The organism is Spirosoma validum, assembly GCF_014699035.1.
GTDB classification, from domain to species: domain Bacteria; phylum Bacteroidota; class Bacteroidia; order Cytophagales; family Spirosomataceae; genus Spirosoma; species Spirosoma validum.
Genome location: NZ_JACXAA010000028.1, coordinates 1 through 21,610, shown reverse-complemented (window position 1 = coordinate 21,610; position 21,610 = coordinate 1). Strand labels below are relative to the sequence as shown.

Below are 21,610 nucleotides of genomic sequence, written 5' to 3'. Positions count from 1 at the left end.
TTTAAAAATAATCTCATTTTAATGCCACTTTGCTCACGTCTGGCTCTTGGCCTCCCCAGGTCAATCATTTGCTGGAGAACATATCACTGATGAGTTGATGATAAACACGCGATACGCCTATTAGATCACCCGTCGAAAGCTGAAGCTTCATCGATCGGCCTTTGTCTTTCACTATTCCGTGTATATACATTGAATTAACGATGTCCGAACGGTGCACCCGGATGAAAGAAGCATACTGGCCAAAATAGTTGAGTGGCTTGGTGACCATGGCATAGCTGCCATCCTTGTAATAAATCCGGGTATAGGTAGCCTCCCCTTTTAGCCAAAGAATATCATTCAGCAGGACAGGTCTAGAAAAACCAGGCAAATTAATCGTATCCATAGTTGCGTTGATGAACCTAGACTTACGTTATATGAGCACATCTGGATTTGGTCTTGGCTATGTATGATTAGTTGGCAACGCCTAAGCGTCAGAGTATACAAAAAAGCCTTGCTCAAGTGATTGGCGGGGCTTTCTACTGACAGGTGAAATCTTGCCAATCAGATTGATATGTGTAGTTACACCAATTGTTGCCGCTTAGTCAATAGGCTTCTTGGCAGGGTAACTAGGCAGGGTAACCAAATAGGGCTTAGAGAGTTGAATTATTGCGCACAACTAGCGCAATCACTGTTGACGCAGAAACTAAAATAGGAGCCTCGGTTGATGGGCTCCTATTTTTTTGAGGTATATAATCGCTCGGATCGAGTAGCTACACGTAAATTGACCACTTGTTCAAACCGGGTATGACTAGTTAACTGATTTGTGAATAATCAACAGACCATTGATCTGATAAATCAATAAGTATATATAGTATATTAACTTCATAAGACAAACACGTTATATTTGTATAACCATTACTATGTACATTATAATTCACAAACCAGCCGGATTCTGTCAGGCTGGTTTTTTTGTTGAGGGGGCATTCTATATCAGTACCTTTTTTGTACCCTACGTAACTTGGATAGAGTGAAAAGGATAGACAAAAGTCCAAACAAGCCCGTTTGGCGTACATTTGAGCACTAGGTAAGCTTATGCTTACAATAGTGTGGATAGAAGCGGGAATGGCTACCGTTTAATGAATAGGCTATTACTATCCCTGTGGGAAGAGTTAATATTAAGACGGCATGCTCATAGAATGTTATTAGTTGGATACGCGACAGCCACGGCCCGGTTGGGAAGTGGCTGTTTGTGAGTCAAAGGCTCGGAATCCGCTCGAACCCATGTTTGGCTTATCAATACACTTGTCGATAAATCCACCGCTTACTCAATATCGTATCTATCCAACGGTATCGGCACTTCGTTCACCCTTGCCGGTATTAGTAGAGTGGTCCATAAAAATAGGAACCCGGCGGTTGAGGTTCCTATTTTTTTTCCAGCTCAATCCGATCGGTAGTAATCGGCCTCCTGGACAATGAGACTCATCCGGAAGCTAAGGTGGCTACCTTGGGTAACTGGTTGGCCGAATCCGTTTAGATGGCGCGTGCTGATTTCGGGGCGAAGCTGACCTACCATTGCCTTGTACCTATTTCAGGCTGGGAGTGGTCATCATAAAGCCCAGGCAGGCTGCCGGTGGTCTGGCCAACAAACCTGGCCCTTAACTCCTCCGGTAGTGATGAATATCTTGCCTGAAAAATTGTTGCAGTTTTTGAAGACCCACCCGACACCGGGTTTTTACAGTTCCTAGTGGTAAACCAAGCTCCTGGGCAATCTCCGGATGCGTCAAGCCACGGGTGTAGATCAGTTCCAAAACCTGTCCATACTTAGCCGGCAAAAGCGGGTAAACCTGCTCGGTTTGTAGTCTTTCCGGGGCGAGCGGATAAAGACAATCGCTCTCCCGCTCACGGATATACGTAGCGGCCTCCCGTCGAATCGTACGGCTTCGTAGCTCATCCATCGCCACGTTCCGGGCCATGGTGGCGAACCAGTTGTAAAGCCCGCCCTGATCGGCATCGTAGCGGTGTAGATGCGTCGAAATCTTTATAAACGTATCGTGAAGCAAATCTTCGGCCCGTTCCGGGTCGCCCACCAAGTTGATCAGTAACCTCAACAACGAGGGCGAGTAAGTCGTGTACAGGGTAGCCAAGGCAGCGGCTTGCACGAATTGACGGGTAGGGACAGCTTGCGGCTGGTTGAGGGGAAGGGTAGTCACTTTGATGCGCGAGAGGACGATGACCGCTTGTTGGCTAGGGTATTAAACCCGGTATTTTGGGAAAGGTTTTGTGCAGGTCGGATAAGTTAATGTTTCTGCAATAAAGTAACTAAGCGGTAGTTTTTCCCGCCATTGCTCCCGAGGTGGATGGTGGATGGACTGAGCGAAAAGCTGCGCTCAACTTTGGGTAGGCGTCGGGGCAGCGTACTGCGTAGGCTCTGGGGTTGAGCGACGATGCGGGCTCCAGTCCAGGTCGAGGCAATCACCATGCCGGCTGCGATTAAAATAATATCCTTGATGATGTACTGAGCGGCTAAAGAAGGGGCGTGGAGCGGTCCGGGGAAGAGCTCGGTCGAGAAGAGCAGTAAGGGCGACATGGCCCCAATCATCTGAGCCCCCATCAGCCAGACGCCCACCCGCAGAAAGCGACCCGTCAGGAAACAAACGCCAATGACACATTCCAGTGCTGCCACAAAATCCATCGCCCGATGGCCTGAAAATAGGCCCACCGTTAACAGAGTGGTGGTTCGGGTGGCCAACTCCTCAATGGGACTGATGCCGGGAAAAAACTTTAAGACGCCGAACCCCAGGAAAACCAGTCCCAGGGAGATTCGCAGCAAGGCAATACTATGGGCCACTAACCAGCGATTGATGGCCGTATCGAGTTGGTCAAACCGGTCAAACAGTTGAGTTATCGTTTTCATGCTCTTGCGTTTAGTCCATACTATGTACGCAAAAGCCGCCATCAACAGATTTACAAAGAGCTTCTGCCAAAAGGGGTTAACGCGTTTAGTGGGAGCCTCCACCAAACCGGTGGTTGGAGTACTAAGCGATTTAGGGAGCAAAGGGCCGATTGAGATCGATGCCAGCCGTTAAGAGTTGGATCAACTTTTAAGGGGAGCAGCATGATAGAGTTGATGGAAGATTGGCATGGGCACGGTACCGCTCGTCGCGCGCCGTCGCGGCCGGTTGGCGCGCACCGCTAAGCGGCCATCGGCTGAACCGGCTGCCATCCAATCGTAGGGATGTAGGAAGCCCCCTAGATACGTTTGTTGGTATCGAGTAGGGTACTTTTCTCCTAAATCGCTCGTTGATCGACACCGACCTGAATCCAGAATAGACTATCAATACCCTAGCCTTATTGACGGATTGGTCACAAATGACCCCTGGTTGCCACTCCCCACCCCCGGTTCGACCCTACCCTAGTCGGTTCGATTTGAAACCAGTGCTTTGTCGACCAACAAAGCCGGATCGGAATCGCCGGTTTGGCTCAGCGAGTGTTCTTGGTTCATCAAAGCAACTTAACCCCATTAGCCTAATTAGCTTGAACACTCGTTGCGGATCATCGGTTGAGCAAAAGCCACCTATAACTGGATAATTGATGAAAAAGAAGCCACCAGCGAATACCAGCCCCCAATCCGTGACGCCTAGTCTGGAATCCCAGTCGGCAGAATCCGTACCTACGCCTACCCGGGCCGATGACTGGGTACGACTGGTGCTGGAGGATGCTGATAGCTACTGGTGGCAGGTTGATCTGCAAACCAACCAGGTTCACTACGCGCCCAACACCGAACGTATGCTAGGCCGCTCGCCGGCCCCCACCTTGGCAGGTCACCTGATTTTTTTGCACCCCGATGACCAAGCGCTCCCCGCTCAGCAGATGGAGCAGGCCATCCAAACGGGCCGTGACCAGTTTAACTATTCCGTGCGCTCAGTGGCACTAGGTGCCCAAGTGCGCTGGTTTCAGGTGTCGGGTAAGATCCTGCGCGACGGGCAAGGTCAACCCAGGATGATGGTCGGCCGAGCTCAGAATATCACCGCTACTAAACAAGCCCAAGCCGACGGGTACCAGAGCGAGGCCCGGGCTACGTTCTTGCTACAACTCAGCGATGCGCTACGCTCACTAGCGGACCCCGTCGCTATGCAGATTACGGCGACCCGCTTAGCCCTGACGTATTTTGGGGCCGATCGGGCCTACTATTGCGAAATCGATGGCGACCAGGTGATTGTTCGCCAGCATGCCGCCCGGCCGGAGTTGGCCGCAATTCCCCCGAGTTACTCGCTGGTCCAGCTTCCCGCTATGAAAGCCCGGCTGCTAAGGGGAAAACCGGTCGTGGTTTCTGACGCATTGGCTACCGATGTACTGGATCCAGTCACGAGGCAACTATGTGTGCGATTGAGCATTCGAGCATACATCCAGATTCCCATCCTAAAAAATGGCCGGTTAGTGGCCAAGTTTTGCCTCACCCAAGATCAACCCCGGCTCTGGACGGAGATGGAGGTACAACTGGCGGCCGAAACGGCCGAACGTACCTGGGATGTCGCCCAACGCGCCCGTACAGAAGCGGCCCTGCGCCAAAGTGAAACCAAATACCGCACCCTGTTCGAGACCCTCAGCGAGGGCATTTGCTTAATCGAGCGATTGCCCCTGCGGGCGGATGGCCGACGCGATTACCGCTATATCACAATGAACCCGGCCATGCAGGCGCTGTTCCACATTCCCGACTTAAGCGGGCAGTCCATTCGTGATCATTTCCCGGATGAGGTCGAGGATTGGTATGATGATTACGACCGGGTTCTACAAACCGGCCAGTCCATTCGCTTTGAGCGGGAGTCCGAGCCGCAAGGCATGGTGCTGGAAATGACCATCAGCCGCGTGGAGGATGGCTCAGAGCCCCGGCTTTTGGTGGTCATGCATGACATCAGCGTGCGCAAACAGGTTGAACAGGTGCTTAAACAGGCCGACCGACGTAAAGACGAGTTTCTGGCCATGCTGGCCCACGAATTGCGCAACCCATTGGCTCCCATCCGCAATGGCCTCCAGCTCCTGGCCCAGACGCATCAGCAGGATCAACTGATGGGGACGATGCTGCCGATCATGAATCGACAGATGGAGCATGTTATGCGCCTGGTGGATGATTTGTTGGATGTGAGCCGCATCAGTCGGGGGAAGATTAACCTGCGAAACGAACGAATGGATCTGACCCAGCTGGTCGATCAGACGGTTGCCGCGATGCACCCGTTGTTTATCAACTCGGGTCGGCAGTTAAGTGTCCAACTGCCTGATCACCCCCTTTATCTGGATGGTGACCCGACGCGGTTAAACCAGGTGGTCACCAATCTACTGACGAATGGGTTACGCTATACCCAGGAGGGGGGGCAGGTGTGGCTGAGCTTAGCGCCATTGGGCGAACAGGTGGTGTTGCGAGTCAAGGATAATGGCATTGGCTTAGCTTCCGACCAGTTAGAAGTCATCTTCGAGTTGTTCATTCAGGTGGACTCCTCGTTAGCCCGTTCGTTTGGGGGATTAGGTTTAGGCCTGTCGCTGGTGCAGGAACTGGTGCAGCGACACGGCGGGCGGGTCGAAGCGCATAGTCCTGGTCTCGAACAAGGCAGTGAGTTTGTGGTCTATTTACCTACCTGCGGTGCTTGATCCTACATGACTACAACAACGACTACCAACCCCCAATTCTCAACCACACGTATCTTAGTGGTGGATGACAATGCCGATGCTACCCTGATTCTGGGTATGTCCTTGCAGCTAAAAGGGTACGATGTTCAAACTTGTCTCAATGGTCAACAGGCCCTGGAACGCACCCAAAGCTGGCGTCCCCAAGCCATTTTACTCGACATCAGCATGCCGGGAATGGATGGGTTCGAAACCATCCGCCGGTTACGGGAACACCCCTGGGGCCAGGAGGTAGTTATCATTGCTTTAACGGGTTACGGACAGGCGGAAGACCAGCAGCGGACCCGGGCCGCAGGTTTTGATGAGCATTGGATTAAGCCCGTGGATTTGACGCTGATGCCTACCAGGCTGCTTGAGCTGATTACTAAGAAACAGGCAGGCGCAGCTACGGAGTAGCTAATCAACGATTGTCTAAATCTCAATAAACGCTCATAAACGAGATGAATAGCTATTTAAGTATTTATAATTCGGGCGTTTTACGGGATGGATTTATGCAGGGCCGTCTTTGGGCCTGATTCCTAATGCGTTATCCAGATTAGGTAGCTGGTCAGTTGCCAACCAAGGGCGTCCCAGTGTGAGGCCAACATAAAGGTTAAACTCCCCCACCCATATGCCGTCATGCTCACGAAACGCTCGTGGCTCACCCGCTACAGTCGGGGCTTACAAACCGGCTAGCTGGCATCGGTCGATTGAGCGATGGCTTGACCACCCCCCCTGACCCTCTGACCAGTAACACGCCGACTGGGTTTCAGAACCACGGCTATGCCGGCGCGTGACGCGATCGCCTAAGCAAACTTTTGGTTCAACAACCAGTCCCGCCCATCGATTTCAACGTATATTTAGTGCCATACTTAGCCTATCACTCTGGAGCGTGAGAATTGGGGGAATACTAGCCGGGCGTAACTCAGGGATCGGCAAACTGGTAACAAGTTTATTTTTGGTCTGGAGCTGTTACGCACCACTAACCGGCCTGCAAGCCCAGCCCGTTCGCAAACCCATCCGGGTGCTCACCACCAAAGACGGCCTGCCCCAATCGTTTGTCTCGGGTCTGATTCAGGATGCCGATGGGTTAGTCTGGGTGGGTACCCGCAATGGCCTGGCGCGCTACGACGGGAGGCAGTTTACCGTGTTTCATCACCGACAGGGGGATACCTCCACGCTTTCCTCCGACGTGATCATCAGTCTGGCCAGCGACACTCACGGGCACATCTGGATCGAGCACGAATCAGGAGAAATCGACCGCCTGAACCCCCACACCCAACACATTGAGCCCATCAGCCAGCGAGCCCTGATGGGCCGCCAGCCGATGCACTTTGCCCGGCGGGGCTGGACGATTGATCCCCAGGGAAATCTGTGGGGAACCCAGCTCACTGGGGGCGTCTGGTGCTATGACTGGGCCCATCAGACGATTCGCCACTACACGCCCCAACGCCACGGCCTGCCTAATGACACCATTCGGGGGGTACTCGCCAGTCGGCGGGGTAATCGCATCTGGCTGCTGGGTCAAACGGCCCTTCGTCAGCTTAATCCGGCTACCGGCCAGCTTCGGACCGTTCGTTTGCCGCAGGCCATCAACGTCGATTATCTGCCGGCGCGCGCCGGTGGTACCATCCAGCTGCATGAGCGCAGCAATGGGGAGATCATGTGGGCCTACCACCATCAGCTCCTGGTGTTTGATCCGGTTACGAACCGGATCCGCCAATTCCCCCTGCCGTCGGTTTCGGCCACTTACCTGTGCTGGTTTTATACGGGTCCCAATGGCCAGGATTATGGTATGGCCTTTAACCGGGTTTACCGCTACGACCCGACTCGGGGGCCCGTCGTACTGGGCGAGCTGGAACCAGCATCGCTGGGGTCTGAATCGCTGCTGGTTGATCAATCGGGGTTAATCTGGGTGGGTACCGATGCGGCTGGCATTCACCTAATCGATCCGGCCGGGCCTTCCCTGGCCGTCTATCCCAATCAGTTGAGTTTCCAGGCGGATCTTTTTCAGCAGGAATTTGGCGTGTCGCTGACGAAGAGTTTTGGCTGGTCGCTGAGCAAGGGTGTCCTGGGCCCGTTGAGCTATAATCTGCGCTCTGCCTACGACGTCAGGAACCGGCTCTGGGTGGCCCTGCGTTACCAGGCCGGTTATCTGGATGAGGCCCAGCAACGATTCGTGTTGCTGCCGCCCATACCCACGGCCAAACCCACCACCGATAACCGGTTAGGCATTAGCGGATTGCATGTCGATCCGGACGGACGTGTGTGGACGGTGGACAATGACGGCCACGTAGCGGTCTTCGATACGCTGCGCCGGTCGTGGACCCGCTGGTTATCCGCCGATCAGCTGCGGCAGGTGGTGGCACCCCGAATTGTGCCGCAGGATATCGTGGCGGATAGGCAGGCGATCTGGATTACGGATCATCAGCACGGGCTGATCCGGATTGAGCGGGCTACCAAACAGGTTACGGTCATTAATCAGGCTACTCCCTTAGCCCAGCTGCCTTCGAATTTATTGCTGGGCCTGCAGCCCGACCCAACGCGGTCTACTATTTTGTGGATCGGTAGTCACGCGGGGCTGATCTGCTTCGATAAAACGAGGTTGCGGGGGCAGGTATTTACGACGGACAACGGTCTGCCGGATAATACCATTTACTCGGTCGTGGCTGACGACAGGGGGTATTTGTGGCTTAGTACCAACAAGGGGTTGTGCCGATTTCACCCCATAACCCGCCAGGTCCGTGTCCTCAGCACCATCGATGGTTTACTGGGCGATGAGTTCAACCGATTCCATCACCTGCGGCTGCCCGATGGACGGCTGGCCTTTGGCGGTCCCGACGGCTGGACCATCCTTGATCCGGGCACGATACAAAACGACCACTTTCAGCCGATGGTGGCCCTGACGGACCTGAAAATCAACAACCAGCCGGTATCCATTACGCCCGGTAAGGGCCTGCTGCCCGCGCCCCTAAACAGCCTGAGCGAGCTGGTGGTCCCCTACCGTCAAAACACCATTAGTGTGAGTTTTGCGGGTCTACAGTATGCTCAGCCCGCTAAACTTCGCTACCGATACCAGTTAACGGGCTACGATGCGGACTGGGTCGGGGCGGGCGGCTCACCCGTGGCTACGTATACCCAGTTACCGCCGGGGCACTACGGGCTGCGGGTCAATGCCACCAACACCACCGGCCAGTGGAGCCGCCACGTGCATACCCTGTCGATCACGGTCACCCCCCCCTGGTGGCGCACTAATCTGGCGTATCTGCTGTACATCCTGAGCGGGATTGGGCTGCTTCGGCTGTATGTCCGCTATCGCACCCAACGCGATCGAAACGCCCAGCGGCAACTGGCCCAGCAACGGGAAGCCGAGCAGCTCCGGATCGTGGATGAGATGAAGACCCGTTTTTTTGCCAACATCACCCACGAGTTTCGTACGCCACTGACGTTGATTCTTTCCCCCGCCGAAGCCCTGCTACGGGAACTGAGCCAGAGCCAGTACGGAAATCGACTGGCGTTGATCGAACGGAACGCGCAGCAACTGTTGGGGCTGATCAATCAGTTGATGGAGCTGGCCCGGCTGGATGCTAATTTGATGACCGTTACAGTCGTACGGGGACGACCGGATGAAGTGGTCAATGGGATTGTTCACACGTTCGCCGAAGCGGCCAGGGCGAACCACATCGCCCTGGCGTATCAGGCCGAGGGAATACATACGTACTGGTTTGATGCCGATAAGCTGGAACGGATCGTGACCAACCTAGTCGCCAACGCCCTCAAGTTTACCCCTGGTACGCCCGCCAGTCCGGGAACCGTTACCGTAACGCTGCGGACGGATGTGGGGTCAGGTCTTCAGTTGCGGGTGGCCGACACGGGCATCGGGATCGCTGCCGGGCAACTTCCGCACCTGTTCAATCGCTTCTACCAGGCCAATACCCGTACCAGCCACCAGTCGCCCGGTACGGGTATTGGCCTGGCCCTGGTCAAGGAACTGGTTGATCTGCAGAATGGGCAGATCCGGGTCGAAAGCCAGCCGGGCCGGGGAACGACCTTCTGGGTCGAGCTGCCCTACCTACCCGCGTTGGGTAGCCAACCGCTTGCCCCCCCGCCGAATGAGTTCCCCCCGTCAGGCGGGTTCACAGCCCTCCACGAGCCTGAAACGGCGTTGGTCCTGCTGGTGGAAGACAACGACGATATGGCCCAGTTCATCACCCAGAGTTTACCGGCCAGCTACCAGGTGCACCGGGCGGTGGATGGGCTGGATGGGCTGGAACAGGCCCGGGAAGCTATGCCCGACCTGATCATTAGTGACGTAATGATGCCCCGCCTGGACGGATTTGCCCTCTGTGAGTACCTTAAAACCGACGCCCGTACCGACCATATTCCGGTAATCCTGCTCACGGCTAAAGTGAGCCTCGACAACCGGATGCAGGGGCTGCGCCTGGGGGCCGACGACTATGTGGACAAACCGTTTCACCTGCCCGAGCTGCTGCTGCGGGTAAACAACCTGCTCACTACCCAGCGTCGACGGGGGGAAAGAATCCGGGCCGACTTACAGCTACCCGTGGCCGCGTCGGCGCCCGAGCCCCCGCATCCGTTTCTGGACAAGCTCTACCAGATCGTGCAGCAGCACCTGGACGATGCGACGTTTGGTGGAGAAGAACTGGCCAGCCAGGCCGGCCTGAGCCGGATGCAGCTTTACCGCAAACTGAAAGCTCTGACGGGGCTTTCAGCGACTGATTTTATCCGGACCTACCGGCTGAAACAGTCGGTGGCACTGTTGCAGCAGGGGTTCTCGGTGAGCCAGACGGCTTACGCGGTGGGCTTCGAGAGCCCGTCTTATTTTGGCCAGTGTTTCCGTGAACAGTTCGGTGAACCGCCGTCCCGGTTCGCTAAAAACGCCCGTGAATAACCCGTATAGCGTCTGAAAAGGCGCTTTTTTTGGTTTCTGTTACCACAGTGAGAGAATGTGTTACCAGCGTGAGAGTCGGTTCGCGAGAGCCGGTTTACCTTTAGCCCCACTATAGGTGTTACTTTCTTCTTTCGTATGAGACCAACTCTTTACTCGCTTCATCAGGCTCTGGGGAGCCTACTTATTTTAGGACTGCTGAACTTCCTGAGCTTCCTCACTCAGGCCCAGTCGGTGACGACTACCACCCAGAGTTTTTCCTACACCGGCCAGATCGTCACCTGGACCGTACCAACAGGCGTCACCTCGCTGACCATCGAGGCTCGGGGAGCCGAAGGGGGGGCTATTCAGGGGGGCACCGCGTCGGCGGGCAAAGGGGCCATCGCGGCCGCCCGGGTGAGTGTCACCCCCGGCCAGGCCCTGAGCATCCTGGTAGGCCAGTCGCTGAGTGGCCGAGCCGCCGGGGGCGGGGGCTCGTTTGTGGTGGCTCCCCCGGGCAGTACGACGGACCCTACCCCGCTGGTGATTGCGGGCGGGGGCGGGGGTGCAGGTTCCGTTGACTACCCGACCAAACACGGCCAGACAACTCCCGAAGGTGGTGGTAGCTTTCGTGGTGGTGGTGGTGGCTTCTATGGTCGTGGTGGTGGTAGTGGTGATGGTGGTGGTGGTGGTGGCCTGCTAGGCAATGGTGGTGGTACTGCTGGTGGTAAAGCCTTTGTGAATGGAGGAGCTGGCGGGTCTAGCTCTTTTGGAAATGGTGGCTTTGGTGGTGGTGGTGCTGGTGCTGCTGGTGGTGCTAGTAATGGTGGTGGTGGTGGTGGTGGCTACTCCGGTGGTGGTGGTGGCTACTCCTATGGTGTGGGTGGTGGTGGCGGCTCCTACTATACGGGTACTAGCCTAAGCCTGGTATCGGGAGCAACGGGCAACTCAGGCAACGGGCTGGTCATCATCACCTATGTTGCTCCAACTTACCCTATCCGCTACGTCAAGGCCACAGGCACGGGCGACGGCTCCTCATGGGACAACGCTAGCGGGGATTTGCAGACCATGATCGACGCCAGTGGGGTGCAGCAAGTCTGGGTGGCCAGCGGCCGTTACAGCCGCACGACGGGGGGAGTATCGTTTGTGATGAAGAATGGGGTGGCCATCTACGGGGGCTTTGCGGGCGGGGAGACGAGTCTTTCCCAGCGGGCGGGGGTCAACCCCGTGGCGGGGCAGGTCTCCTCCACCACCCTTACCATCCAGGGCAGCACGGGCTCGGTGATTTACAACGAAAACGGATTGACCGGTACGGCCATCCTGGACGGGGTCGTGATCACGGGCGGCAACGCAGATAGTGGGGGGGGTATCTACAATGTCTACAGTAGTCCCAGCCTGACCAACTGCGTCTTCAGCGCCAACTCAGCGAGTAATAATGGGGGGGGCATCTACAATGTCTACAGTAGTCCCAGCCTGACCAACTGCGTCTTCAGCGCCAACTCAGCGAGCGATGGGGGGGGCATCTACAATACCGGTAGTAGTCCAACCCTAACCAACTGCGTCTTCAGCGCCAACTCGGCGAGGGCTGATGGGGGGGGCATGTTCAATGGCAGAAGCAGTCCCAGCCTGACTAACTGCGTTATTCAGGACAACTCCGCCAACCAGGGGGCGGGCATCGCCAGTGTGAACAATAGTCCGGTGCTGCTCAACTGCCTGCTCAGGGGCAACACTGCCCGGGGCGATGGGGGCGCCCTCTATAGTATAATCGAAAGCACGCCCACCCTGATCAACTGCACCCTGACGGCCAACCGGGCCGCTAGTGGAGCCGCCCTGCGCAACAACTATGCGGGGACCCAGGCCCGGCTGACCAACTGCCTCCTGTGGGACAACCAGGAGGCCACCAGCGCCAGCATCACCAACGACTCGGAGGGCAGCACCACCGCTGACTACAGTTTGATCGGGGCGGGCGAGAGCGATTACACCAGCAGTGGCCCCACCAACCTCACCGCTACCCGTTCGCCCTTTGCCAGTAGCACTGACTATAGGCTCAACGCCTGCTCGATCGCCATCAACGCGGGTGACCCCAACAGTAATGCGACGACTACTGGTACAACCGACCTGGCGGGCAACCCCCGCTTCTATCAGAACGGGCGCGTCGACATCGGGGCCTACGAATACCAGGGTAGCCCCACTCAGCCCTTAGCCATCACCAGCCAGCCCCCGTCGGCCAGCAACGTAACAACCGGCAGTAACATCAGTGCCCCTGCCAGCGTCACGGGCAGCGTCACCAGCTACCAGTGGTACAAAGACAACCTCAGTAGCCCCGTCACGGGCCAGACCTCGGCTACCCTCACCCTGACTAACGTGCAGCCCTCGGATGCGGGCAGCTATTCACTGGTCGTCAGCGGGGCCTGCAATAGTGTCACCAGCACGGCTTTCAGTTTGAGCGTGAGCGCTCCCAGCCAGCCCATCCGCTACGTCAAACAGGGCGGCAGCGGTACGGGCGACGGCAGCTCGTGGGCCAATGCCAGCGGAGACTTGCAGGCCATGATCGACGCCAGTGGGGTGCAGCAAGTCTGGGTGGCCAGCGGCCGTTACAGCCGCACGACGGGGGGAGTATCGTTTGTGATGAAGAATGGGGTGGCCATCTACGGGGGCTTTGCGGGCGGGGAGACGAGTCTTTCCCAGCGGGCGGGGGTCAACCCCGTGGCGGGGCAGGTTTCCTCCACCACCCTCACCATCCCCCAGGGCAGCACGGGCTCGGTGATTTACAACGACAACAACGGATTGACCAGCACGGCCATCCTGGACGGGGTCGTGATCACGGGCGGCAACGCAGATAGTGGGGGGGGCATGTACAATACCGGTAGTAGTCCAACCCTGACCAACTGCGCATTTAGCTCAAACTCGGCGGGGGCTATTGGTAGTGGTGGGGGCATGTTAAATGACAACAGTAGTCCAACCCTGACCAACTGTGTGTTCAGCGGCAACTCGGCTAGTTACGGTGGGGGCATGTACAATACCGGTAGTAGTCCAACCCTAACCAACTGCGTGTTTAGCGTTAACTCGGCGGGGGCTAATGGTAGTGGTGCGGGTATGTACAGTTTCGACAGCAGCCCCCGTCTGACCAACTGCGTGTTTAGCGTTAACTCGTCTAATGGTAGTGGTGGGGGCATGTTCAATGCCGGTAGTAGTAGTCCCACTCTGACTAACTGCGTGTTCAGCAGCAACTCGGCGAGGGATGATGGTGGGGGCATATTTAATCTTAGCAGCGGGCCCCGTCTGGCGGGCTGTGTCATTAAGGGTAACTTGGCCAACCAGGGGGCGGGCATCGCCAATTATAGAAATAGCAGTTCGATACTTCTAAATTGCCTGCTCAGCGGCAATACTGCCCGGGGCGATGGGGGCGCCCTTTATAGTATAGAAGGGAGCACACCCACCCTGATCAACTGCACCCTAACGGCCAACCGGGCCGCCAGCGGAGCCGCCCTGCGCAACAACAATACGGGGACCCAGGCCCGGCTGACCAACTGCATCCTGTGGGACAACCAGGAGGCCACCAGCGCCAGCATCACCAACGACTCGGGGGGCAGCACCACCGCTGACTACAGCCTGGTCGGGGCGGGCGAGAGCGATTATACCAGCAGCGGCCCCACCAACCTGACCGCCACCAGCTCGCCCTTTGCCAGTAGCACCGACTTCAGCCTCAACGCCTGCTCGGTGGCCATCGACAAAGGCGATAATACGGCCAATACCACCCCCACCGATCTGGCGGGCAACGCCCGTCGGGTGCGCACTATTGACCTGGGCGCCTATGAATATCAGGGCAGTCCGGCTCAGCCTCTGGCCATCACCCAGCAGCCCGCCAGCGCCAGTAGCGTGCAGGTGGGGGCCAGTGTGAGTGTGCCCGTCAGCGTGAGCGGCAGTGTGAGCGGCTACCAGTGGTACAAAGACAATCTGAACAGCCCGGTGAGCGGTCAGACATCGTCCACGCTGACGCTGAGCAACGTGCAACTCTCGGCTGCGGGTAGCTATTCGCTGGTCGTCAGCGGGGTCTGTAACTCGCTCACCAGCACAGCTTTCAGTCTGAGTGTGAGTAGTCCCGTCCCCATCATCGCGGGCCTGGCAGCCAGTCCATCGGCGGTATGCGTAGGTAGTCCCGTTACGTTTACGGCCAGTGTGGGCAACGTAACGGGCAGCTACACCTACACCCTGACCAACGGCAGCAACCCGCTGACGGGCCGTGCCAGCGGCAACTTCAATCAGGCCGTAACGGCCAGCGGCTCGGGCAGCCAGAGCTTTACGCTGACGGTGAGCGCCAACGATCAGTCGACCAGCACCTCTACGAATCTGACGGTCAACCCCCTGCCGCAAGCGGGTCTGGTCAGCAGCGGGGCGCTGAGTTGCGCGGTGACCTCGGTGACGCTGACAGCCTCGGGGGGTAGCTCGTACACCTTTGCCAACGGTAATGGGGTCGTGGGCACGCCGGGCTCCGCCAACACACTGGTAGTGAGCAGTCCGGGTACGTATTCGGTGACGGTAGCCAACGCCAGCGGCTGCGTGTCAACGACTTTCGTAACGGTGAATGGGACCACCCAGCCCCCCACTCCACCAAATCTGCTGGCCAGTGCCACTACGACGGTCGATCAGCCTATCTCGGTGACCGCCAGCGGCTGCAGCGGGGCGCTGGACTGGACACTGCTGGGCGGAACCGGTAGCGCCAATGGCAACATCTATACCCTCACTACGCCCGGTAATTACACCCTCTCGGCCACCTGCGCCCAGAATGGTTGTACCAGTTCAGCCACTAGTCTGACGCTGAGCATCCAGTCGGGGACCTTCCGCTTAATTGCGCCGACGTATGATTGCCAGACGGGCGCCCTTACCTTCCGCACCCAGGGGGGCGATGGCTCTCTGATCGAATACTTCGCCATCGGCATCACCCCCTGGAGCCCCACCCCCCAGCACACTGTCGAGGCCGAACTACGGGAAGACCCCAAAAAGGTCGAGCTGCTGGCCCGCCAGAGTGGGGTGACTGTCAGCTATCGCTTCGATCTGCCCGCCTACTGCGCTGGGCTGCCCACGCCCCCCCAATCCTCGACCAATCCCGAACCGACGCTGGCTCAGGGCATCCCGGCCCAGACCGCCTATCAGCAGCAGAGCTACCGCTTCGATATACCCGCTGGTACGTTCGTCGACCCCCAGGGGGAAGACATACGCTACTACGTGCTGGGCTTGCCCCCGGGCCTGCGCTTCAACGGAGCCAGTATCACTGGCACGCCCACCCAGGCGGGCATGAACACAGTGACCGTGATTGGGGTAGACCCACTGGGGCAGACGGCCAACACCAGCTTCGAGCTACGGGTGCTGGCCCCCGTTCCAGACCTAACGGTAATAGTTTACCTGCGCCCTTCGCTGGTGTACGGCCCCTCGCCGATAAGTCTGGTGGTGGATGTGGCCGAGAACAATGGGGTGGACAGCCGTGGGCAGATCACGGTACGTATTCCCAAGGTGTCGGGTTTGAGTCTGAATTTCGATGCCGGAGTGAGCAAGGTGGGTAACCGGTATGTACAGAATGGTGCGTGGACTTTTTCGGTCGATAATGCGAATTATTATGAGTTGACGACCAATCGGTCAGTTGGTGGGGGCGATCGGCTGAGTTTTTCGCTGAGCGGGGTGTTGAGCCTAGGAGCCACCTCGGGGCAGTTGAGTGTAAGCGCGGTGGTGCTGGGTGGGGGCGAGGTGCGGCTGAGCAACAACTCGGATGCCGACAAGGTGGAGTACTTCCAGCAGTAAAGGCCGGTTGTCAATAAGGGTTAGCAACAGAGTTAGGAGCAAATGCCAACCAGTTGCTAATCCTATTCCTACACAGTATACCTTCTCACAAATCGCTGCCCAAAATGACACATTGAATCGTGTTCATAAAATCCACGGTTGCGGTACGAAATAGTAAACGCACCCAAAGAAAATTACTTATTGACGAGTTTGACAGGCCGTAAACATGGTAAGAAAAATGAACAGACAACCCGCAAGAATACCCCCTTAAATCCCTTAATTATAGGTAGTTATAAATCCACATGAACGTATCGTATTCTGTATTCAGATCACCCGTCTGTCAGCGGCTTACTTTGGCGGCCGGCAGGCTTATCCCCCTTTTGACTTTACCATGCTTATTCGTTTATTTTCAGAAAGCCTTCGGTCAGCCGTCCGTTACGGCGGGCTCGTTCAACTGGCCGGACTATTGATTGGCTATTTACTGCTGGCAACCCCGGGGCAGGCCCAGTACTGGACGCCCCGCACAACGCCCGCCGACATTGAGTGGAGCTCGGTCACCTACGGCAATGGCCTGTTTGTGGCCGTGGCCGCAACCGGCGACGGCAATCAGGTGATGACCAGCCCCGATGGCGTGGCCTGGACGCTGCGTCGGGCGGCGGGGAGTCTTACTTACCGGGCCGTGACTTACGGTAACGGGCTGTTTGTGGCCTTGGCTAGTAACTTGAGCAGTGACGGTGGAGAACAATACCTCGTGATGACCAGCCCCGATGGCCTCACCTGGACCCAGCACCCAACGGCTTATGCGCCTAGAATCGAGAATTCTCTGGATAGCGTCCCCGTGTTCGGCTGGCGAGGAGTCACCTACGGCAACGGGCTGTTTGTCGCCGTCGGCGCCCCCCAGAACAACCCCACCGGGCAGTTGCAGCCCGAACGGATTATGACCAGCCCCGACGGGGTTACCTGGACCGTCCGCACGAGCAATAATCTCAGTTTCCAGGGTCATTATTGGCGCTCGGTCACCTACGGCAATGGCCGGTTTGTGGCCGTGGCTGGCTCCAAGCTTAGCGCTGGCGGCCGGGCGATGACCAGCACCGATGGCATCACCTGGACGGTCGGTACGACGCCCGCCGATAACCAGTGGACCTCCGTTACCTATGGGAACGGGCTATTCGTGGCCGTTTCGGCCACGGGCAGCGGCAACCGGGTGATGACCAGCCCCGACGGCCTGAGTTGGACCCTGCGCACGACGCCCGCCAATAACGGCTGGCAGGGGGTCACCTACGGCGACGGGCTGTTTGTGGCCGTAGCGAATACTGGCTCGCCCAATCAGTCGATGATCAGTCGGGACGGGATCACCTGGACGTTACAGGATTTGCCGAACCAAAACGGCTACTCCGCGGTGACCTTTGCCAATGGCCAGTTTGTGGCGGTGGCCTCTTCATCGGGGGCATCGGGGGCTACCGGCAGTGGTCAGCGGGCGATGACCGCATCGGTAGCGAGTTTAACGGGCGATCCCACCGTAATCCTCAGCCAGCCCGTGGCTGGCACGGGGGTCTGCAGTGGGGCTACGGTCACGGCTCAGGTGAGCGTGACGACCCTTAACCCGCCCTTAGCCTACCAGTGGTACCGCTCCGGGGGCGCTCCGCTGAGCGGCCAAACCAGCCCCCTGCTGAGTCTACCTAACGTCCAGGCCGGCGATGCGGGCCGGTATTACGTGCGCATCACGGCGGGCAATGGGGTGAGCATCAACTCCACGGAGTTCACCTTGAGCGTGGTGGCCCGACCCAGCCTGAGCCTGGTGACTAGTGGCTCCCTGAGCTCCGCTACGCCCCGTGTTACGTTGACGGCTTCGGGGGGCAATCTGTATCAATTCGGCCCCGGGGCTACGCCCGTTGGCAACGGGCCGAGCGCCACGGTGAGCACACCCGGGCTGTATTACGTGCTGGGGACCGATACCAATGGTTGCTCCAACGTGGTTTCCGTCAGCGTGACTCAGGCCCCCAGCCCCGACTTGAGCCCTTTGCTTTACGTGCGGCCCACGGGCCTGTATGGCAGCTCGCCCGTTACGGTGGTGGTCGATGTGGTGGAGCTGAACGGGGTGGCCAGCCAGGGGGCCCTGACCCTGCGCATTAGCCAGCAGGCCGGGCTCAGTCTGAGCCTGCCCCCCACCGAAACGAACGTCGGTGGCCGTTCGGTGACCAACAGCGCCTGGCAGCTGAGTGGCCCCAGCGGTGGCTACTACACGCTGACCACGAGTCAGAGCGTGTCGGCGGGTGATAAGTTGAGTGCGGGGTTGAGGGGTAGCTATAGCGGGAGTGGCAGCAGCGGTGGTCTGACGGTGAGTGCGACCATAGCAGGGGGCGGGGATGGCAACCTGCTCAACAACACCGACGCCGACAAGGTGGAGTATTTTCAACAGTAACGAGCCAAGTTAATAGGATTAGCCAGCTAGTCAGGACAATATCCTAACCGGCTGGTTAATTTATACCTTTAGCTTGTGCTTTCTCAAAAAACGCTCCTCCGTGAGAGGAGCGTTTATGTATTTGCTTGTTTACTAGGCCAGCCGCCACTGCTGGCCTCTACTAAAAGGGATACAACAGGGACCAGAACGTTCAAGTGCTTCTGGGGTAACCGGTGTGAAGAAATTCACCAGATTGCCATCCGGGTCGCGAAACAGGAGCGAACGATTTCCCCAAGGCATAGTCGTCGGCTTCTGAACGAGCCTATCGCCAAGAATGTCGGCTAACTTCTGATACTCCCTATCAACATCATCAACCCGAAATTCCAGAATGACAGACTGATTACTGGAAGCCCTAGCTATGTTGTCTCCTCCAAAGAGTTGCAGGATACGCGTACTGCCGATGGCTAAGGTGGCTAAAGGCGTCTGTAATTCGGCGAAATCATCGGTATACTGTGTCACGGATAGTCCAGTGATCTGCTCGTAAAAGCGAACCAACGGCATTATGTCCGCCGTGATAATTCGAAGGGAAATAAAATTCATGGAATCGGTGAATTTGTTTTAATTCACACAAAGTACAGTAGCTCTACTGACAGCCGTATGTCAGCAGAGATTGCCTTATACTCATGATACTATCCATCTCTCTAAAGGCTCCTACATGAGATGAAACAGCTTTCGTTAATAAGCAGTATAAAAGGGGCAATTAACAGACTGCCCATTCCAACTCTTCTCATAAACTGGGGGTCATTTTGGCAAAGTAATTCTAGATGAGAGCCATAGTATTCCCAGCTATAAGCCTGTTGTTAACCATAGGCTCTTGTAAAACCGAAGAGGCACTTGCCCCCCGTTGTCCTAATGCTGGTGCTTTGGTTAAACAGGTTAAAAATCTAAGCGGTGTGGTGTACTATGATTCCACGCAAAGCAGCTATTTTATTCGGGTCTCCAATAGCTTTGATTCCCATGATCTAGGGTACACCTGCAACTTGACTACTGACTATCAAAAACCTGGTTTGAAAGTCAAATTCAGCGGTACGTATTATCAGAGTGACAAACAACTCGGATTTGTGGCGGGTGACAAGAATTATTACTTATCACTTAGTTCCATCCAAAAACAATGATACGCTAAATCAGCGTGTGACGAAAGTTCTCATAAATAGCTCTTACCTGAGACGAAATAGCATTCGTCTGGCTGAACTTCCATGGGATAGTTAATAAGACGGTACGATGTCTACGGACAAATTCGTTTTCATCATAGCCAAGACAAACCTTCTCGATTTTGGAAAATACCCCAGACTTTTCATCAATACTTCACCACATCGCTAAACACATAACTCTTACTGAGCAAGATAAGGTGTTGTTTATCTCCATGCTACGGGTGAGAAAGGTGAAACGTAAACAGCTAATTGAGCAACCTGGATTTGTCTCTACCTTTCGGACCTACGTCGTCACAGGGTCTTTCAGGGCGTATCTTGTTGGGCCTGATGGACAAGAACATACGCTCTCATTGGCCGTCAATGACTGGATGATCGGCGACCCGGGCAGCTTCATCTTACAGGAGCCAGCAACGTTGTTTGTTGAAGCCCTTGAAGAGAGTACTATCATTCAGTGGAGTTATGAGAGCGAACAGCTATTACTGGAAAAAATACCGCAGTTTGCGCTGGCTATGATGCGTAGAGCTCAACTGATCGCAGTCACCATACAACAACGGGTTATTGCTCAGTTAAGTCTGACGGCGGAAGAACGCTACGACGAGTTTGCGCAAAAACATCCGGTACTGCTTCAGCGAATACCGCTCTACATCATTGCCTCCTACTTGGGCATGACCCGTGAATTCCTCTCCAAAATCCGCAAGCAGAAAACGACCCTGAAACGTTAAGTAAACGAATGTGAACTAGTTCACCCTCATTTAGTAATCTACTTCACAGCCCATGTCATGGCCTTATCTGAACTTTGCTGCGTTAACCACAACGAGCTAGACTCAGATAACAATGAACGATTACAAAACTGAATTCGAAGGAAAGAAAGCCCTCATAACGGGAGGCTCAAAGGGCATTGGAGCCGCCACGGCTCAGCGTTTACTGGACGGCGGGGCCACCGTCGTTGTTTCGGCACGCTCTCCTCACGAGCAGACTCCTACTGATGCCATCTTTATTCAAGGTGACATTAGTACGCTGGAAGGCGCAACGGCTATCGCCCAAAAAGCCTTAAGCAGGCTAGGTGGCCTGGATATCCTGGTTAATAACGTAGGAACAACTACCCCTAAACTTCCTGGCATCGAGTCCATAACCGATCAGGATTGGATTGACTCGCTGATAATCAACTTTATGAGCGTAGTCCGGGTTACCAAGCCCTTGTTAGCGGCTCTTCGGCAAAGCGGTTCGGGGGCTATTGTCAATGTATCGGCAGGTGGCCTGCTGCCCTTTCATGGTTTCCTGGCTCATTATGGAGCTGCTAAAGCAGCCCTAGATAGTTATACAGGCTCTTTGGCTAGAGAACTGCCCCCCGCTGGGGTCCGGGTAAACCTAGTGACTCCCGGTGCAATCAAAACGGAGGGAGGAGATGAAGGACGTAAACTGTTGGCCACTGGGATGGGCATTACGGTTGACCAATTATTTTGCGGTATTCCCTTCGTAGGATCGGTACAGCTGAAGAAATGGCTGAAACGATTGCTTTTCTAGTCTCTGAGCGTGCTTCTTATATAACCGGACATGACCACTTTGTTACCGGTGGTTTTGGTGATCTGGCCTAATTGACAAGTCTATTGATTGTACACAGTGTACGTCGTCAAATAAAAGGGGACAAATGGGGTGAAAAGGGGAAGAGACAATTCAGTAAATTGTTTCATCTAAATC

Annotated in this window: 14 protein-coding genes; 10 read left to right on the top strand and 4 right to left on the bottom strand. The window is 56.1% G+C overall.

Annotated elements, in window-relative coordinates; all coding sequences use genetic code 11:
• Positions 1-64 precede the first annotated feature (64 nt).
• The 3 genes from IC230_RS32765 to IC230_RS32755 form a co-directional block, all read right to left on the bottom strand.
• Positions 65-382, bottom strand: coding sequence for a LytTR family DNA-binding domain-containing protein (locus IC230_RS32765; RefSeq protein WP_191043313.1), 318 nt, complete (start codon positions 380-382; stop codon positions 65-67).
• A 1,252-nt stretch (positions 383-1,634) separates the two neighbouring features.
• Complete coding sequence (locus IC230_RS32760; RefSeq protein ID WP_191043312.1) at positions 1,635-2,189, bottom strand: RNA polymerase sigma factor; 555 nt, start codon at positions 2,187-2,189, stop codon at positions 1,635-1,637.
• Between the two features lie 86 nt (positions 2,190-2,275).
• Positions 2,276-2,893 (bottom strand): hypothetical protein, encoded by a 618-nt coding sequence (locus tag IC230_RS32755; RefSeq protein ID WP_191043311.1) that lies wholly within the window; start codon positions 2,891-2,893, stop codon positions 2,276-2,278.
• 677 nt (positions 2,894-3,570) lie between these two features.
• Between IC230_RS32755 and IC230_RS32750 the strand changes: the two genes are divergently transcribed.
• The 6 genes from IC230_RS32750 to IC230_RS32725 all read left to right on the top strand — a co-directional run bounded on the left by IC230_RS32750 (position 3,571) and on the right by IC230_RS32725 (position 18,722).
• Positions 3,571-5,622, top strand: coding sequence for an ATP-binding protein (locus IC230_RS32750; RefSeq protein ID WP_191043310.1), 2,052 nt, complete (start codon positions 3,571-3,573; stop codon positions 5,620-5,622).
• A gap of 6 nt (positions 5,623-5,628) precedes the next feature.
• A complete protein-coding gene (locus tag IC230_RS32745; RefSeq protein WP_191043309.1) occupies positions 5,629-6,054 on the top strand; it encodes a response regulator in 426 nt (141 codons plus the stop codon).
• 239 nt (positions 6,055-6,293) lie between these two features.
• The gene (locus IC230_RS32740; protein ID WP_191043308.1) at positions 6,294-6,434 is read left to right on the top strand and encodes a hypothetical protein; all 141 of its coding nucleotides are present in this window, start codon (positions 6,294-6,296) and stop codon (positions 6,432-6,434) included.
• 95 nt (positions 6,435-6,529) lie between these two features.
• Positions 6,530-10,549 carry an ATP-binding protein gene (locus tag IC230_RS32735; RefSeq protein ID WP_191043307.1) on the top strand — a complete coding sequence of 1,340 codons (4,020 nt, stop codon included), beginning with the start codon at positions 6,530-6,532 and terminating at the stop codon, positions 10,547-10,549.
• Between the two features lie 135 nt (positions 10,550-10,684).
• Positions 10,685-16,321: a choice-of-anchor Q domain-containing protein gene (locus IC230_RS32730; RefSeq protein ID WP_191043306.1), complete on the top strand. Its 5,637-nt coding sequence runs from the start codon at positions 10,685-10,687 to the stop codon at positions 16,319-16,321.
• Between the two features lie 370 nt (positions 16,322-16,691).
• On the top strand, positions 16,692-18,722 hold the full coding sequence (locus tag IC230_RS32725; RefSeq protein ID WP_191043305.1) for an exo-alpha-sialidase: 2,031 nt from the start codon (positions 16,692-16,694) through the stop codon (positions 18,720-18,722).
• A 132-nt stretch (positions 18,723-18,854) separates the two neighbouring features.
• Here IC230_RS32725 and IC230_RS32720 read toward each other — a convergent pair whose 3' ends face one another.
• On the bottom strand, positions 18,855-19,301 hold the full coding sequence (locus IC230_RS32720; protein WP_191043304.1) for a VOC family protein: 447 nt from the start codon (positions 19,299-19,301) through the stop codon (positions 18,855-18,857).
• Between the two features lie 224 nt (positions 19,302-19,525).
• Between IC230_RS32720 and IC230_RS32715 the strand changes: the two genes are divergently transcribed.
• From IC230_RS32715 to IC230_RS34895, 4 genes are all read left to right on the top strand, one after another.
• Entirely contained in the window at positions 19,526-19,876 is a 351-nt protein-coding gene (locus IC230_RS32715) for a hypothetical protein (RefSeq protein WP_191043303.1), read from the top strand.
• A 266-nt stretch (positions 19,877-20,142) separates the two neighbouring features.
• On the top strand, positions 20,143-20,634 hold the full coding sequence (locus IC230_RS32710) for a Crp/Fnr family transcriptional regulator (protein ID WP_191043302.1): 492 nt from the start codon (positions 20,143-20,145) through the stop codon (positions 20,632-20,634).
• Between the two features lie 112 nt (positions 20,635-20,746).
• Positions 20,747-21,436, top strand: coding sequence for an SDR family NAD(P)-dependent oxidoreductase (locus tag IC230_RS32705; protein ID WP_262893205.1), 690 nt, complete (start codon positions 20,747-20,749; stop codon positions 21,434-21,436).
• On the top strand, positions 21,412-21,507 hold the full coding sequence (locus tag IC230_RS34895) for a hypothetical protein (RefSeq protein ID WP_394355516.1): 96 nt from the start codon (positions 21,412-21,414) through the stop codon (positions 21,505-21,507). The genes IC230_RS32705 and IC230_RS34895 overlap by 25 nt, the downstream gene beginning before the upstream one ends.
• Positions 21,508-21,610: the final 103 nt, after the last annotated feature.